Raw genomic sequence first — 16,434 nt, forward strand, 5'->3', positions numbered from 1 at the left:
TCACGTACAATCTAAGTCTAGCATCACGAGGCACAAGTGCGCGAGCGTCTTGCGCGACTTGAAAGATACGGAGTTTCGTGCAGTTTGGTTTTCAACGCGTTGCCGATTTGAGCACCCGATCGACCATGGCAGGCGCAAGGCCAAGGTAATTTTTCGGTGAAGTGAGGGCCTCGATGCTGGCGCGATCGATTCGGGTCGCGACGCGCTGATCGGCCGACAGCGCATCGGCAAGGCTGATGCCCTTCTCGTTGGCGAGCCTGCAGGCATCGTAAACCACGTCGTGCGCGTCTTGCCGGCCGATCTGCGGCGCGAGCCCCATCATGACCGCTTCGGCCACGATCAGACCGCGACTAAGGGCGAGGTTGTCGTCCATCTTCTTCTCGTCCACGATGAGACCCGCGAGCGCGAACCTGGCCTGGTGCAGTGCGCCGGCGGTCAGCACGAAGCTTTCGGGGATCGCCATCCATTCGGCGTGCCACGGACCGGTCGCGCGCTCGAAATCCTGCACCAGGGCGTCCAGCATCAGACCAGCCTGCTGCCGCACCGCCTTCGATGCGGCAAGCATCAGTTCCGACGAGATCGGATTGCGTTTCTGCGGCATGGTCGAGGAGGCGCCGCGGCCCTTGACGAAGGGCTCGTAGACTTCGGCGAATTCGGTCGAGGCCATGATCATGATGTCGAGCGCGATCTTGCCGAGCGATCCGGTGAGGAGCGCAAGGAAATTCACCGCCTCGGCGAAGCCGTCGCGTGCGACATGCCATGTCGAAGCGGGCACACCCAGCTTCAGCTCGGCGCAAAGCGCCTCCTGCACCTCGAAGCCCTTGTCGCCGAGCGAAGCCAGCGTGCCGGCCGCGCCGGCGAACTGCCCGACCAGCACACGCGGCTTCAGTTGCGCGAGGCGCTCGGCGTGGCGGTCGAACATCGCAAGCCAGATCGCGGCCTTGTAGCCGAACGTCACCGGCAGCGCTTGCTGGAGATGGGTACGTCCGGCCATCGGCGTGTCGCGATGGCGCCGCGAGAGGTCGGCGAGAATTTTCCGCAAGTCCGCGATATCGCGCTCGATGATCCCGAGCCCGGCGCGCAATTGCAGCACCACGGCGGTGTCCATGATGTCCTGCGTGGTCGCACCCCAATGCACGTAGCGGCCGGCCTCGCCGCATTGCTTCGCCATCTGCTGCACCAGCGGCAGGATCGGATAGCCGACGATGTCGGTCTCCTGCCGCAACAGATCAAAATCGAACGCGGCAACATCGGTCCTCGCCGCGATCTGGTCGGCAGCCTGTTGCGGAATCACACCGCATCGCGCCTCCGCTTTCGCGAGCGCCACCTCGATCTCGGCGTAACGCGCCACCAGCGCGACATCGGAAAACACCTCGCGCATTTCCGGCGTGCCGAAGGCATCGCGGAACAGCATGGAATCGAGCACGGTGGTCGAGGCGGTAAAGGCGGGCATGGGCGCTTCTTCGTGGCTGTTGTTTTGTATGAGGATAGCTTACGCGGGCCGGGACGTTGGGCAACGGACATTCGCTGTTTAACGCACGTTCGATGGCTTGCGAGCACCTCGCCTGCCCCGTCATCCGCAGGTGCGAGACGCACGATGCGAAGCAGCGTGCGCGGAGCCTCGAAGGATCACGGCCCAGATGCAGCTCCAGACATCAGCGCGCTGCTCCGATGGCACTATCGACTGTCGCGCGGCGCGAACGCCTTCGCATGACGAGGAGACCTCAATGTTGAAATCGTTTCGCTTGCCGGGGCTCGTCTGCCGGCCTGTCGGCTGCGACATTGACCGCGGCGTCTGCTGCGCCGATCGGCCAGCGCCGCGGAATCCGGCGACGTCGCACGGTATGTTTTTCGCCCGAGCAGGCCGGTTTCCTTCGGCATCCCGCTCCGCTTCGGGAAGGCAGCAGTCACGGGCTTTTTGATCACCTGAGCGGCGGATTGGTGTTGCTCCAGGTCGGCACCGCATTGGTGACGCCGACCGACGGCCAATTATAGGTTCCGATCGAGGGCGCCGTGACGGTTCCAATCGACGGACCGGACGACCCATAGGTCCTTGGCGGCGTCGCCGTCACGACGGAGCTTCCGTAGGTAGGGACCATCACGTCCGTGCTGTAATGCCTGCTCGACCGATGCTTCTTCGCTTCAGCCGCGAAAGGCGCCACCACCAACCCGGCCGCGACGAGCGCGGCTACGGCGATTCTCATCGTTGTCATGACCATTCCCTTCGTTCGCTGCGGGCTGGTAAGTCATGTGTTCATCCGGCGGAGAATTCCCATAGGTCGCCGTTCATAATTCCGTGCGCGCAAATGTGCCGGAACGCTGCGATATGGCACGATCGGCCCGGACACACTATCACGAACGTGTCGCCTTCGGATCGACCCGAATCAGCGCTAGCGCAAGGCTTTCAGAGACTCTCGGAACGAACAGCATGACCGGCCCCGAATTGAAGCAACTGCGTGACGATCTCTCCGACGCGCTCGGGCGCAAGCTCAATGCGGCCGACATGGCGAAGTTGTGTGCGTTGCCGGAGAACGGCGGCGCGGACACGATCCGGCGCTGGGAGGTGCGCGGCCCGACGCTGGCCGCGACCAAGGTGCTGCGCGTGCTCGCAATGGCGAGCGATCGCTATCCGATCCTGGACAAGTTCGACATCTTCGATCGCCACGACATACGCGAGGAAGACCGGCCCGCGAAGCGCGCGGCGTTCCGTGCGCAGATGCGCGAGGAGGTGCGGCGGCGTCTTGGTTAACGGGACACGCGCGCAAGTTACCGCAGTCAGCGCGAATTAAACCTTCCTTCACCACTTCTTAAGCCGCCATTAAGCACGAAAATCATTTGTGGCCCAATAACTTAGGTTGGGCACCGTTATGCCACGCATGTGACAGCATTTTCGTCAAAAGCGAGCTATCTGCATAACCAAAGCGGCGCGAACTGCGCGCCTGCCGGGGACCTTAGTGTTGGAGTTAGGACGATGAAGAAGATTCTGTTTGCGACGGTTGCGCTGCTCGCGGTGGGCGCGGCTGTTCCGGCGTTCGGTGCCGATCTCGGCGCCCGCCCCTATTACAACAAGGCGCCGGCCTACGCCGCGCCGATCTACAACTGGACCGGTTTCTACATCGGCGGCCACATCGGCGGCGCGTTCTCCAGCGACAGCAATTTCAACGGCCTCTCCACCGGCAACAACGGCAACGGCCGTTTCCTCGGGGGTTTGCAGGCCGGTGCAGACTGGCAGCTCAATCCGAACTTCGTGGTCGGCGCCGAAGCCCAGTATTCCTGGCTCTCCGGCAATGTCGGCGCGGTGTTCCCGGGCGGCGTGGCCTACACCAACGACCAGCGCGGCCTCGGCTCGATCACCGGCCGCGTCGGCTACACCTGGGGCCCGGGCCTGCTCTACGTGAAGGGCGGCTACGCCTATTCCGACAACAACGAGAAGGTGACGGTCGGCGGCGTGCCGGCAGCCTTCGTCATCGACGGCAATCACAGCAGCGGCTACACCATCGGCGCCGGCCTCGAATACATGTTTGCCCCGAACTGGTCGGCCAAGGCCGAGTACCAGTATTACAATTTCGGCGATGCGCACTTCACCGCGGGGCCGCTGGTCGGCACCGGCAACTTCACCACCGACGACCACACCTTCAAGGCCGGCCTCAACTACCGCTTCAACTGGGCGAGCCCGGTCGCGTCCTACTGATCGCGCCTGAAAAACTCTCGCCACGATCAAGGGCCGGCGTGATGCCGGCCCTTTCTTTTTTCGCCCTGCGGAACTGCCAAGCATTTGGGCAACTTGCGATTTTTTAACCCGGGCCAAGGATACTCCGCAGCGAAATGACAAAAGATTACGCGTGTGGGGGAATTTCGATGGCGATCCGTCTGAGCGTTGGCCGTATCAAACCTCGTTTCAAAATGCCGAAATGGGGCCTGCGCGGCAGCCTGTTCGCGGCCTTCGCCGTGATCGCGGGCATGGCCCTCGTGATCGCAGCCGGCGCCGGCTTCGTGTTCAAGCATCTCGGCTCGACCATGATGGATTTGAGCGGCCGCGACATCCCGCGCCTCGCCGCCAGCCTTCAGCTCGCCTCGCAGAGTGCGACGCTCGCAGCACAGGGCCCGGGCCTGCTCGCCTCGCCCACCGATGATGCGCTGAACGAGCGCACCAGGAACGTAAAGGACATCCAGCAGCTCGCGATGGCCAAGCTCGGCGAGATCATCGAACTCGGCGCGGACCAGCAGACCGCGAACGCGCTGCGCGACACCACCAAGAGCATCGATGAGGCCACGCAGAGCCTGGTGTCGGCGGCCCGTGAGCGGCTCGACACCGGCGCGCTGCACGACAAGCAGTATGAAGCGCTCCGGAAGGTCCAGCGTTCCTTTGTCGGCGCTGCCGGCCCGGCCATGCTCGATGCACAGACGCGCCTCAATGCGATCCTCGGTGCGGCGGAAGTGTCGGCCGACGATGCCACCGAAGCCGCCCGCACGGTCGCCCAGATCTCGACGATCTCCGCCAACGGCAATCTGATGGCCGCCGACATGATGGCGGCGCTCTCCGCCAACAGCAGCGACACGCTCGAGGCGATCGAGAAGGAATTCAAGACGACCCGCGACCGCGTCAAGTCCAACCTCGAGGACCTCCCGAACTTCCCCTCGATGCAAGCCGTGCGCGATGCCGTCGAGAAGCTGTTCGTCTTCGGTGAAGGCAAGACCGGCGTGTTCAAGATCCGCCAGAAGGAGCTCGACGCGATCGACTATGGCCAGACCATCCTGGACGAGACGCGCAAGCTCAATGTCGGGCTCGGAATCAGCGTGCAGGCGCTCGTCGACGGCGTGCAGAAGGAGACCAACGCATCGACCTTCCAGGCGCGTCACGAGATCTCGCTCGCCACGACCGCAATGCTGGCACTCGGCGGGCTCACCCTGATCGGCTCGGCGCTGTTCGTCTGGCTCTATGTCGGCCGCAACATCCTGCGCCGCATCCGCGAGCTTCAGCGCGCCATGCAGCTGCTCTCGGCCGGCGACCTCGACACCGAGATCGTCCGCTCCCGCCAGAACGACGAGATCGGCGCGATGAAGGAAACGCTGACGGTGTTCCGCGACAGCATGATCGAGGCCCGCGCGCTCGCGAGCGAGCAGGACAAGGATCGCACCGCCAAGGCCGAGCGCGCCGCGCAAATGGAAGCCAAGATCGCCGAATTCGAGGGCACCGTGCGCACCGCGCTCGATAACCTCGCGCAATCGGCCAATTCGATGCAGTCGACGGCGCAGAGCATGTCGACCACCGCCGACCAGTCCAACGCACTGGTCAACGCGGTTGCGTCCGCCGCCGAAGAGACCTCGGTCAATGTGCAGACCGTATCGTCCGGGACCGAACAGCTCTCGTCCTCGATCGAGGAGATCAGCAAGCAGGTCGTCACTTCGGCCGCGATCGCCAAGAAGGCGGTCGACGAAGCCGGCGCCACCGACGCCACGGTGCAGAGCCTCGCCGAGAGCGCAAGCCGCATCAGCGTCGTGGTCGACCTGATCCAGACCATCGCCTCGCAGACCAACCTGCTCGCACTCAACGCCACCATCGAGGCGGCGCGGGCGGGCGAGGCCGGCCGCGGCTTTGCGGTGGTTGCCTCCGAGGTGAAGAGCCTCGCGAGCCAGACCGCGAAGGCGACCGAGGAGATCCGCACCCAGATCGCCAGCATGCAGCAGGTCACGACCTCGGCCGTCGGCGCCATCCAGGGCATCGGCCGGATCATCGGCGAGATCAACGACGTCACCACGACCATTGCCGCCGCGGTCGAGGAACAGGGCGCAGCGACCCGCGAGATCGCCCGCAACATCCAGCACGCGGCCGGCGGCACCAGCGAAGTCTCCAGCAATATCGTCGGCGTCTCCACCGCTTCAGCCGAAGCGGGTGCCGCGGCCACGGAGGTGCTCAGCGCATCGGATGCACTCCGCCGCGAAGCCGACTTGCTGCGCGGAGAGATCGACGCGTTCCTCAACAACATGCGGGCTGCGTAGGACGCCGATTCCATCCGGGCTACGGAATACGGCCGGAATGACCGCCATGCGGCGACCGGCCGGCCTTCTTTTTCGGCTGGCGCCCTGCCCGCGCTGGGTTTAAGCCGGTGGCATGAACGCAAAAACCGATACCGTGCAGTCCTCCGCCGAGGCGCTGCGCTACCCCTGGGAGCAGCATCCCGGCCCGGAAGAGGTCGTGGAGGTCAGGCCCGGCGTGTTGTGGGCGCGGCTGAAGCTGCCGTTCCGCCTCAACCATGTGAACATCTACCTGCTCGCCGACGGCGACGGCTATGCGATGGTCGATGCCGGCTTCGGCAACGAGGAGACGATCGAGGCCTGGACCAAGCTGTTCGAAGGTCCGCTCAAGGGCGTCAACATCACGCGCCTGATCGTCACCCATTCGCATCCCGATCACGTCGGCCTCGCCGGCTGGATCGTCGAGCGGTTCAACTGTCCGCTGGTGATGTCGCAGGTCGAATATCTGCAATCGGTCTATCACCAGAACCGCGGCACCGAGGAGCGGCGCGAGGCGCAGCGGCTGTTCTTCCGCCGCCACGGCATGGACGAGTCTCTCACCGAGAAGCTGCTCGGCCGCGGCCAGGATTATCTCAAACGCGTCTCGGTGCTGCCGCCGTCCTACCGCCGTATCTCGCATGGCGACGAGGTCGTGATCGGCCCGCGCCGCTTCAAGGTGATCACCGGTGGCGGGCATGCGCTCGACCAGGTGATGCTGTACTGCGCCGACGACAAGCTGTTTCTCTCCGCCGACCAGGTGTTGAGCAAGATCTCGCCGAATGTCAGCGTGTGGGCGGTCGAGCCCGACCAGAACTCGCTCGGCGAATATCTGGCCTCACTCGCGAGCCTCACCACCACCCTGCCCTATGATCTCCTGGTGCTGCCGGGTCACGGCGTACCGTTCTACGGGCTGAAGACCCGCATCAAGCAGCTCGCCGATCACCACGAGGAGCGCTGCCGCCTGATCGCGGAAGCCTGCCGCGAGGTGCCGCAGACCTCGCGCGCATTGGTGCCTGTCGTGTTCAACAAGCACGTGCTTGACGAGCACCAGATGGGCTTTGCCGCCGGCGAGCTCGTCGCTCACGTCAATTACATGATCGTCGAGGGCCGGCTGACCGCCGAGACCAAGGACGGCGTGCTGCAGTTCAGGACGACGTGAGGGCGTCCAGCCCTTGGACCGATGGTGCAGGGCAGCATCATGTCCCGCGCGAACTTGATCGGGATCAAGTTGGGTCGGGTCGGATAGGGCATTTTGCCCAATGCCCCTCACGGCCCTATAGGCGATAGCGCATGGACATTAGAGCTGGAAAAGCTCTAAACAGATGCGCCCTTTTGGTCAGTTCCGTCTCAGGTTGCACCGATGGATTACGCCGAGTTCTTCAATTCCGCCCTTGATCGCCTCCACAGCGAGCGCCGCTATCGCGTGTTCGCCGATCTGGAGCGCACGGCCGGCCGGTTCCCGCATGCAGTCTGGCACTCGCCCAAGGGCAAGCGCGACGTCGTGATCTGGTGCTCCAACGATTATCTCGGCATGGGCCAGCACCCGAAGGTGGTCGGCGCCATGGTCGAAACCGCGACCCGCGTCGGCACCGGCGCAGGCGGAACCCGCAACATCGCCGGCACGCATCATCCGCTGGTGCAGCTCGAGGCCGAGCTCGCCGACCTCCACGGCAAGGAAGCCGCGCTGCTGTTCACTTCCGGTTACGTCTCGAACCAGACCGGCATCGCGACCATCGCCAAGCTCATTCCGAACTGCCTGATCCTGTCGGACGAGCTCAACCATAATTCGATGATCGAGGGCATCCGCCAGTCCGGCTGCGAGCGGCAGGTGTTCCGCCACAACGATCTCGCCGATCTCGAAGCGCTGCTGAAGGCTGCGGGTGCGAACCGGCCGAAACTGATCGCCTGCGAGAGCCTCTATTCCATGGACGGCGACGTCGCGCCGCTCGCCAGGATCTGCGACCTCGCCGAGAAGTACAACGCGATGACCTATGTGGACGAGGTCCACGCCGTCGGCATGTACGGCCCGCGCGGCGGCGGCATTGCCGAGCGTGACGGTGTCATGCATCGCATCGACATTCTCGAAGGCACGCTGGCGAAAGCGTTCGGCTGCCTCGGCGGCTACATCGCCGGCAACGGCCATATCATCGACGCCGTGCGCTCCTATGCGCCCGGCTTCATCTTCACCACCGCACTGCCGCCGGCGATCTGCTCGGCCGCGACCGCCGCGATCAAGCATCTGAAGACCTCGAGCTGGGAGCGCGAGCGCCACCAGGACCGCGCCGCGCGCGTCAAGGCGATCCTCAATGCCGCAGGTCTCCCGGTGATGTCGAACGACACGCACATCGTGCCGCTGTTCGTCGGCGATCCCGAGAAGTGCAAGCAGGCCTCGGATATCCTGCTCGAGGACCACGGCATCTACATCCAGCCGATCAACTATCCGACCGTCGCCAAGGGCACCGAGCGCCTGCGCATCACGCCCTCGCCCTATCACGACGACGGCCTGATCGATCAGCTCGCCGAAGCGCTGCTGCAGGTGTGGGATCGTCTGGGTCTACCGCTGAGCGAGAAGTCGCTGGCCGCGGAGTAGGCGTGTTCGCTGCTCTTTGAATCCAACCCGCACCGTCCCCTGAGCTACCCCCCTCCCCACAAGGGGGAGGGAGCGCAGAAGCGTGCCCATATCTCTTTAACGACGCCCCCCAGTTCCCGCCTCTATCAGGTATTTCGCTGTCGCCTCTACCCTGCCAACGCGCTAGATTTGCAGGGAAAATGAGATCGGGCGCCTTTGCGCCCAGGGAGAAGCACGCTCGCCATGCTGCACGACTGGGGCGTGATCGCAGCCGCCTTCGGCTATATCGGGTTCCTGTTCCTGGTGGCGAGCCACGGTGATCGCCGCTCGCAGGCCGGGCCCGGCCGCGCGTCCGGGATGATCTACCCGCTCTCCCTGGCGATCTACTGCACGTCCTGGACCTTCTTCGGCTCGGTGGGCTTTGCCACCCGCACCTCGACCGACTTCCTCGCGATCTATGTCGGTCCGATTCTGATGATCGGGCTCGGCGCCGGCGTGCTCCGCCGCGTGATCCAGCTTGCCAAAGCCCACAACATCACCTCGATCGCGGACTTCATCGGTGCGCGTTACGGCAAGAGCCAGGCCGTGGCGGCGACCGTAGCGCTGATCGCCATCATCGGCTCGGTGCCCTACATCGCGCTCCAGCTCAAGGCGGTGGCCTCCTCGCTCGAAGTCATCCTGAGCGAGGACCAGGCGTTCTCCCACATCCCGATCCTCGGCGACATGGCGCTGATGGTGACGCTGGCGATGGCGGCCTTCGCGGTGCTGTTCGGCACGCGGCAGACCGACGCGACCGAGCATCAGCACGGCCTGATGCTCGCGGTCGCGACCGAATCCATCATCAAGCTGGTCGCCTTCCTCACCGTCGGCATCTTCGTCACCTTCTGGATGTTTTCGCCGCACGAACTGATCGAGCGCGCGATGAGGACCCCGGAGGCGGTGCGCGCCATCGACTATTCGCCGTCGATCGGCAATTTCCTGACCATGACGCTGCTGTCGCTGTGCGCGATCATGCTGCTGCCGCGCCAGTTTCACGTCAGCGTCGTGGAGAACTCCTCGGATGCCGAGGTCAGCCGCGCGCGCTGGCTGTTTCCGCTTTATCTCGTCGCGATCAACGTGTTCGTGATCCCGATCGCGCTCGCCGGCCTCGTCATCTTCCCGTTCGGCGCTGTCAATCCCGATATGTACGTGCTGGCCCTGCCGATGGAGGGCGGTGCGGGACTTCTCAGCGTCGCAGTCTTCGTCGGCGGCCTCTCGGCGGCGACCGCGATGGTGATCGTGGAATGCGTCGCGCTCTCCATCATGGTCTCCAACGACCTCGTGGTGCCGCTGGTGCTGCAGCGACGGCCCGAAGGACGCGCAGCCGCCACCGGCTTCGGCGACTTCCTGCTGCGCTCGCGGCGACTCGCCATCTTCGCCATCATGGTGATGGCCTATTTCTACTATCGCGCGCTCGGCAACGCCCAGCTGGCGACCATCGGCCTCTTGTCCTTTGCAGCCATCGCGCAGCTCGCGCCTGCCTTCTTCGGCGGCCTGTTGTGGCGGCGCGCGACCGCGCGCGGCGCCATCGGCGGCATGCTGGTCGGCTTCGCGGTGTGGCTCTACACACTGTTCATCCCAAGCTTCATGGACACCTCGACATCGGGCATCCTGCTGCTCCAGCATGGGCCGTTCGGCATCGAGGCGCTGCGGCCGCAGGCGCTGTTCGGCGCCGACCTGTCGCCGTTGATGCATGGCGTGGTCTGGTCTCTGTCGCTCAACATCCTCACTTACGTGCTGCTGTCGCTGGCACGTCAACCCTCGTCGATCGAGCTGGTGCAGGCCGATCTGTTCGTCCCCAACACGCTCGCCCCGATCGCTCCGAACTTCCGCCGCTGGCGCACCACTATCACGGTGCAGGATATCCAGAGCACCGTCGCGCAATATCTCGGGCCCGATCGCGCCCGGCAGTCGTTCGAGGCGTTCTCGGCACGGCGCAATATGCGGCTCGAGGCCGGAGCACCCGCCGATTTCGAGCTGCTGCAGCATGCCGAGCACCTGATCGCCTCCTCGATCGGGGCCGCGTCCTCGCGCCTCGTGATGTCGCTGCTGCTGCGCAAGCGCACGGTGTCCGCGAAAGCCGCGCTGAAATTGCTCGACGATTCGCACGCAGCGCTGCATTTCAACCGCGAGATCCTGCAGACCGCCCTCAACCATGTGCGCCAGGGCATCGCGGTGTTCGATGCCGATTTGCAGCTGATCTGCTCGAACAGGCAGTTCGGCGATCTCCTCAACGTGCCACCGCATTTCATCCAGTTCGGCACGCCCTTGCGCGAAATCCTGGAATTCATGGGCGTGAGCGATCCCTCCCAGGGTGACCGCGAAGCGATGATCGAGCAGCGGCTGGTGGCCTACACCACCGACAGCGAACCCTATCTGGAGCGCCTGCCGGAACGCCACATGGTCATCGAGGTGCTCACCAATCGCATGCCCGGCGGCGGCTTCGTCATCACCTTCACCGACGTCACGCCGACCTTCGAGGCGGCGGAAGCGCTGGAGCGCGCCAATGCGACGCTGGAAAAGCGTGTGCGCGACCGCACCGAGGAGCTGACGCGACTGAACTCGGAGCTTGCGCGAGCCAAGAGCATCGCCGAGGACGCCAGCATCTCCAAGACGCGCTTCCTCGCGGCCGCCAGCCACGACATTCTTCAGCCGCTGAACGCGGCGCGGCTCTATGTCACGAGCCTGGTGGAGCGCCAGCACGATGGCGAGGAGATGCGGCTGGTCGAGAACATCGACGAATCGCTGCAAGCGATCGAGGAAATCCTCGGCGCGCTGCTCGACATCTCCAGGCTCGACGCCGGCGCGATGACGACCTCGATCTCGAGCTTCAAGATGGCCGATCTGATGCGCTCGCTGGAGATCGAGTTCGCGCCGATCGCGCGCGCCAAGGGCCTCGGGCTCACCTTCGTGCCCTGCTCGCTGCCGGTCGAGTCGGACCGCTTGCTGTTGCGGCGGCTGTTGCAGAACCTGATCTCGAACGCGATCAAATACACCCCGCGCGGCCGCGTGCTGGTCGGCTGCCGGCGCCATGGCGCCTCGCTCAAGATCTGCGTCTACGATACCGGCGTCGGCATTCCCGCGCTCAAGCGCGGCGAGATCTTCAAGGAATTCCACCGCCTCGAGCAGGGTGCGCGGATCGCGCGCGGGCTGGGGCTGGGACTCTCGATCGTCGAACGGCTGGCGCGCGTGCTCAACCACGGCATCGCCATCGACGCCAATGCAAGCGGCGGCTCGTTGTTCACCGTGATCGTGCCGACGGCCAAGGCCGTGACGCTGACGGCGGCGTTAACAAGCGCAACGCCGCTGGCGCGCGCGCCGATATCGGGCGCTCTGATCGTCTGCATCGAGAACGACGCGGCGATCCTCGACGGCATGCGGACGCTGTTGAAGGCCTGGCACGCCGAGGTGATCGCGGTCGCAGATCCCGAAGGCGCGATATCGGCGATCGAGGCCGCCGGCAAGCGCGTCACCGGACTGCTCGTCGACTATCACCTCGACCGCGGCAACGGCATCGCCGCCATCCGCGAGATCCGCCGCCGCTTCGGCGACAGCATCCCCGCGATCCTGATCACGGCCGATCGCAGCCCCGCCGTGCAGATGGCTGCGCGCGACGAGAAGATCGCGGTGCTCAACAAGCCGGTGAAGCCGGCTTCGCTGCGTGCCCTGCTCGGGCAGTGGCGCACGCAGCAGATGGTTGCGGCGGAGTAACGGCTCAGGCGCTGCCGTCGGCATCGATGACCGCCTTGGCAAAGGCCTGCGGAGCTTCCTGCGGAAGATTGTGGCCGATGCCGCCCGTGATCAGGCGATGATCGTAGCGGCCCGAAAACTTCTTGGCGTAGGCGCCGGGATCGGGATGCGGCGCGCCGTTGGCGTCGCCTTCCATCGTGATCGCAGGCACGCTGATGATGGGAGCCGCCGCGAGCTTGTTTTCAATCTCCTCGTACTTCGTCTCGCCCTTCTCGAGCCCGAGCCGCCAGCGATAATTGTGGATCGAGATCGCGACGTGATCCTTGTTCTCGAACGCCTTGGCGCTGCGATCGAAGGTGGCGTCGTCAAACCTCCACTGGGGCGAGGCCAGCTTCCAGATCAGCTTTGCGAAGTCATGCGTGTACTTCTCGTAGCCGGCGCGGCCGCGCTCGGTCGCGAAGTAGAACTGGTACCACCATTGCAGTTCGGCCGCAGGCGGCAGCGGCGCGCTTCCCGATGCCTGGCCGGAGATCAGATAGCCGCTGACAGAGACCAGCGCGCGGCAGCGCTCCGGCCACAGCGCGGCAATGATATCGCAGGTGCGCGCGCCCCAGTCGAAGCCGGCAAGAACCGCCTTCTTGATGTCGAGCGCATCCATCAGCGCGATGACGTCGACGGCCAGCGCGGCCGGCTCGCCGTTGCGCGGCGTCTCGCTGGAGAGGAAGTTCGTCGACCCATAGCCGCGCAAATAGGGGACGATGACGCGATAGCCGGCCTGCGCCAGGATCGGCGCGACGTCGACGAAGCTGTGAATGTCGTAAGGCCAGCCGTGCAGCAGGATGGCGACCGGACCGGTCGCTGGACCGGCTTCGGCGTAGCCGATGTCGAGCACACCCGCATTGATCTGCTTGATCGCGCCGAAGGAAGCCGTTGCCGAAGACGGCGCGGCTGCCGTTTCGGCCCGCGCGAGGTCGATCACGCCAAAGCCGACGGCGGCAGTGCCGGCTGCGATGCCGAGGAAGCGGCGGCGATGCTGGTCGATGATCTCTGTCATGGTCTTGGTCCTTTGATGTCACTGAGGTCGCTGCCGGGCATCCATTTTGGCTTATGAGAGCCTCGCTGCAGTTACGCAAGTGACTATCAGCGTGCTACGCAGGACGCACGTCTGGAGTGAAAAGACGTTGTGAGGCCGGCACAGAACTCGTTTGCAGGACTCTGCAACAAAGCTTGCCGGGGAGGCTGACATCGTCGAACGGCCGAGCGGGTCAATTCCGGCCGCAGCGAGGTTTGTCCGCATCCATCCTCAGAGGATGGCGCTTGGTTCTTCTGCTCTGGGAAAACGTCAACAACTGAGTGCGCTCGCGCGTGGCGCCGATCAATTCGCACGTGTCCGGTTCACGTGCGATCCATCAGGTGCCCCACGGACATCCGCGAAATCGCGAGGAAGCGCCCTACCCCGTCGGCGTGCCCTGCTTCCACTGGCCGCCGGAGATTTTCGCCGCGGCGATCACGGCCTGGGTGCGGCTCTCGACGCCGAGCTTTTGCAGGATGGCCGAGACGTGGGCCTTGATGGTCGCCTCGGAGACACCGAGCTCATAGGCGATCTGCTTGTTCAGCAGTCCCTCCGACAGCATCATCAACACCCGCACCTGCTGCGGCGTCAGCGTCACCAGGCGGTCGCGCAGCTTGGTCATGTCGGGGTCGGAGGCGGTCGTCAGGTCGGTGTCGGCGGGAACCCAGACGTCGCCCTCCATGACCTTGAGGATGGCATCACGCAGCGTCTCGACGCCGAAGCGCTTCGGGATGAAGCCGGAGGCGCCGAAATCCAGCGAACGGCGGATCGTGGCGCTGTCGTCGGAGGCCGAGACGATCACCACCGGAATCGCCGGATATTGCGCACGCAGATAGATCAGCCCGGAAAAACCGGAGATGCCGGGCATCGAGAGGTCGAGCAGGACCAGGTCGACGTCGGAGGACTGTTCCAGCAGTTTCGTCAGGTCTTCGAACGACCCGGCCTCATCGATCTTCGCCGTGCTCAGGACGCCCGCCACCGCCTGCCGCAGCGCATCACGGAACAGCGGGTGATCGTCGGCAATGACGAGGTGGGTTGAGGGAGCGTTCATCGTTCTCTTGCTGTCGTTCACATCAGCGCCAGTAATCCGGACCGGAGCGATGGTCAATTCTTTCCCGGTCGGCCGTGGCATGCAAGGGCACATTATTCCTGCGCTGGAAAAGGGGTTAATCCTCAAACCGTGCCGGCGCGCTGCACTATAACTCGGCCGCCGTCAGTTGGGTGTCAGTGCGCAAGGCCGAAAGTCGTATATGGGCGTGTTTCACGCCGATGTTACCTTGGGGGCAAGACCTGGGGTGATCCGGCATGTCCGGACAGCCGGGACGCGAGGAAACGAACTTCGGGGAGTCCAACTATGACAATGGCAGCGGCCGCCGGCGGCGTCGGGACGCGGGGAATGACCGGCGAAGAGAAGAAGGTCATCTTCGCATCTTCACTCGGTACCGTGTTCGAATGGTATGATTTCTATCTCTACGGATGGACTGCGGCCCAGATCGGCAAGGCGTTCTACTCGGCGTTCGACGCCAACACACAGTTCATCTTTGCGCTCCTGACGTTCTCGGCAGGCTTCCTGGTTCGCCCCCTCGGCGCGCTGGTGTTCGGCCGGGTCGGCGATCTCGTCGGCCGCAAATATACCTTCCTCGTCACCATCTCGATCATGGGTCTGTCGACCTTCCTGGTGGGCCTGACGCCCGGCTACCAGACGATCGGCTGGCTGGCGCCGACGATCCTGATCGGCTTGCGCCTCCTGCAAGGGCTCGCGCTCGGCGGCGAGTATGGTGGCGCCGCCACTTACGTTGCCGAGCATGCACCGCAGGGCCGCCGCGGATTCTACACTTCCTGGATTCAGACCACCGCAACGATCGGGCTCTTCCTGTCGCTGCTCGTTGTCTACGTCGTCCGCAACAGCATGAGCGCCGACTCATTCGCCGATTCGGGCCTCTCGGGCGGCTGGCGCATCCCCTATCTGCTCTCGATCCTGCTGCTCGGCATCTCGATCTGGATCCGCATGCAGCTCTCGGAGTCGCCGCTGTTCCAGAAGATGAAGGAGGAAGGCAAGGCTTCCAAGGCTCCGCTGTCGGAAGCCTTCGGCAATTGGCAGAACGGGAAGGTTGCGCTGATCGCCCTGCTCGGCCTCACCGCCGGTCAGGCCGTGATCTGGTATGGCGGGCAATTCTATGCGCGCGTGTTCCTCGTCAATACGCTCAAGGTCCCGGCGAACTCGGCTGACATCGCGCTCATCATTGCGCTTGCGATCGCGACCGTCGGCTTCCTGTTCTTCGGCTGGCTTTCGGACAAGATCGGCCGCAAGCCAATCATCCTGGCCGGTTGTCTGCTCGGCGCGGTGACCTATCACTACGCCTTCAGCCTGCTGACATCAGCTGCAAATCCGGCGCTCGAGAAGGCGCTGGCAACTGCGCCGGTCTCCGTGGTCGCCGATCCAAAGGACTGCAATGTGCTGTTCGACCCGGTCGGCGGCAGGGCGTTCACCAGCTCCTGCGACGTCGCCCGCAACGCGCTGATCGCATCATCGGTGAACTTCAGGCTGGAGCCCGCCGCGCCCGGCAGCCTCGCCAAGGTCGTCGTCGGCACCAAGTCGTTCGAGTCCGTGAACGGAACGGGCGCCGATCCCAAGGCCTTCGCGGCCGCCCGCGCCGCGTTCACGACCGCCGTGACGGCCGCGGTCGGCGAAGCCGGCTACCCGATCAAGGGAGCTGATCCGTCGGCGATCAACATGCCGCTGCTGATCGTCGTGCTGACCTACCTCGCGATCCTCGTGACCATGGTGTACGGCCCGATCGCGGCCGCTCTCGTCGAGCTGTTCCCGACGCGGATCCGCTACACCTCCATGTCGTTGCCCTATCATATCGGCAACGGCTGGTTCGGAGGCCTGCTGCCCCCGATCGCGGTCGCGCTGGTTGCCGCGACGGGTAATATCTATGCAGGTCTCTGGTACCCGATTGCGATCGCGTCGATGACCTTCATCGTCGGCCTGATCTTCGTGCCCGAGACCAAGGACGTCGACATCACCAAGACCTGATCGCCTCGC

The 16,434-nt window shown here is 64.6% G+C and carries 11 protein-coding genes; 7 read left to right on the forward strand and 4 right to left on the reverse strand.

The features are described 5' to 3' along the window. Positions 1-91 precede the first annotated feature (91 nt). Positions 92-1,453, reverse strand: a complete 1,362-nt coding sequence (gene pcaB, locus ACVIIW_RS06540; RefSeq protein ID WP_456699998.1) for a 3-carboxy-cis,cis-muconate cycloisomerase — start codon at positions 1,451-1,453, stop codon at positions 92-94. A gap of 469 nt (positions 1,454-1,922) precedes the next feature. Beyond that, positions 1,923-2,213 (reverse strand): hypothetical protein, encoded by a 291-nt coding sequence (locus ACVIIW_RS06545; RefSeq protein ID WP_456699999.1) that lies wholly within the window; start codon positions 2,211-2,213, stop codon positions 1,923-1,925. 215 nt (positions 2,214-2,428) lie between these two features. Between ACVIIW_RS06545 and ACVIIW_RS06550 the strand changes: the two genes are divergently transcribed. The 6 genes from ACVIIW_RS06550 to ACVIIW_RS06575 all read left to right on the forward strand — a co-directional run bounded on the left by ACVIIW_RS06550 (position 2,429) and on the right by ACVIIW_RS06575 (position 12,334). Further along, a complete protein-coding gene (locus ACVIIW_RS06550) occupies positions 2,429-2,749 on the forward strand; it encodes a hypothetical protein (protein WP_456700000.1) in 321 nt (106 codons plus the stop codon). A 222-nt stretch (positions 2,750-2,971) separates the two neighbouring features. Continuing rightward, positions 2,972-3,691 (forward strand): outer membrane protein, encoded by a 720-nt coding sequence (locus ACVIIW_RS06555; protein WP_456700001.1) that lies wholly within the window; start codon positions 2,972-2,974, stop codon positions 3,689-3,691. Between the two features lie 167 nt (positions 3,692-3,858). Next, the gene (locus ACVIIW_RS06560; RefSeq protein ID WP_456700002.1) at positions 3,859-6,000 is read left to right on the forward strand and encodes a methyl-accepting chemotaxis protein; all 2,142 of its coding nucleotides are present in this window, start codon (positions 3,859-3,861) and stop codon (positions 5,998-6,000) included. Between the two features lie 112 nt (positions 6,001-6,112). Then, the gene (locus ACVIIW_RS06565; protein ID WP_456700003.1) at positions 6,113-7,174 is read left to right on the forward strand and encodes an MBL fold metallo-hydrolase; all 1,062 of its coding nucleotides are present in this window, start codon (positions 6,113-6,115) and stop codon (positions 7,172-7,174) included. A 201-nt stretch (positions 7,175-7,375) separates the two neighbouring features. Beyond that, complete coding sequence (gene hemA, locus ACVIIW_RS06570; protein ID WP_456700004.1) at positions 7,376-8,605, forward strand: 5-aminolevulinate synthase; 1,230 nt, start codon at positions 7,376-7,378, stop codon at positions 8,603-8,605. Between the two features lie 222 nt (positions 8,606-8,827). Further along, positions 8,828-12,334, forward strand: coding sequence for a PAS domain-containing hybrid sensor histidine kinase/response regulator (locus ACVIIW_RS06575; RefSeq protein WP_456700005.1), 3,507 nt, complete (start codon positions 8,828-8,830; stop codon positions 12,332-12,334). 4 nt (positions 12,335-12,338) lie between these two features. Here the strand turns inward: ACVIIW_RS06575 and ACVIIW_RS06580 are convergent, their stop codons facing one another. Continuing rightward, entirely contained in the window at positions 12,339-13,367 is a 1,029-nt protein-coding gene (locus ACVIIW_RS06580; RefSeq protein WP_456700006.1) for an alpha/beta fold hydrolase, read from the reverse strand. A 397-nt stretch (positions 13,368-13,764) separates the two neighbouring features. Then, positions 13,765-14,436, reverse strand: a complete 672-nt coding sequence (locus tag ACVIIW_RS06585; protein ID WP_456700007.1) for a response regulator transcription factor — start codon at positions 14,434-14,436, stop codon at positions 13,765-13,767. Positions 14,437-14,739: 303 nt separating this feature from the next. On the opposite strand from ACVIIW_RS06585, the gene ACVIIW_RS06590 reads away from it, so the two are divergent. Then, positions 14,740-16,425, forward strand: coding sequence for an MFS transporter (locus ACVIIW_RS06590; protein ID WP_456700008.1), 1,686 nt, complete (start codon positions 14,740-14,742; stop codon positions 16,423-16,425). Positions 16,426-16,434 lie beyond the last annotated feature (9 nt).

This window comes from Bradyrhizobium sp. USDA 4449 (genome assembly GCF_054056275.1).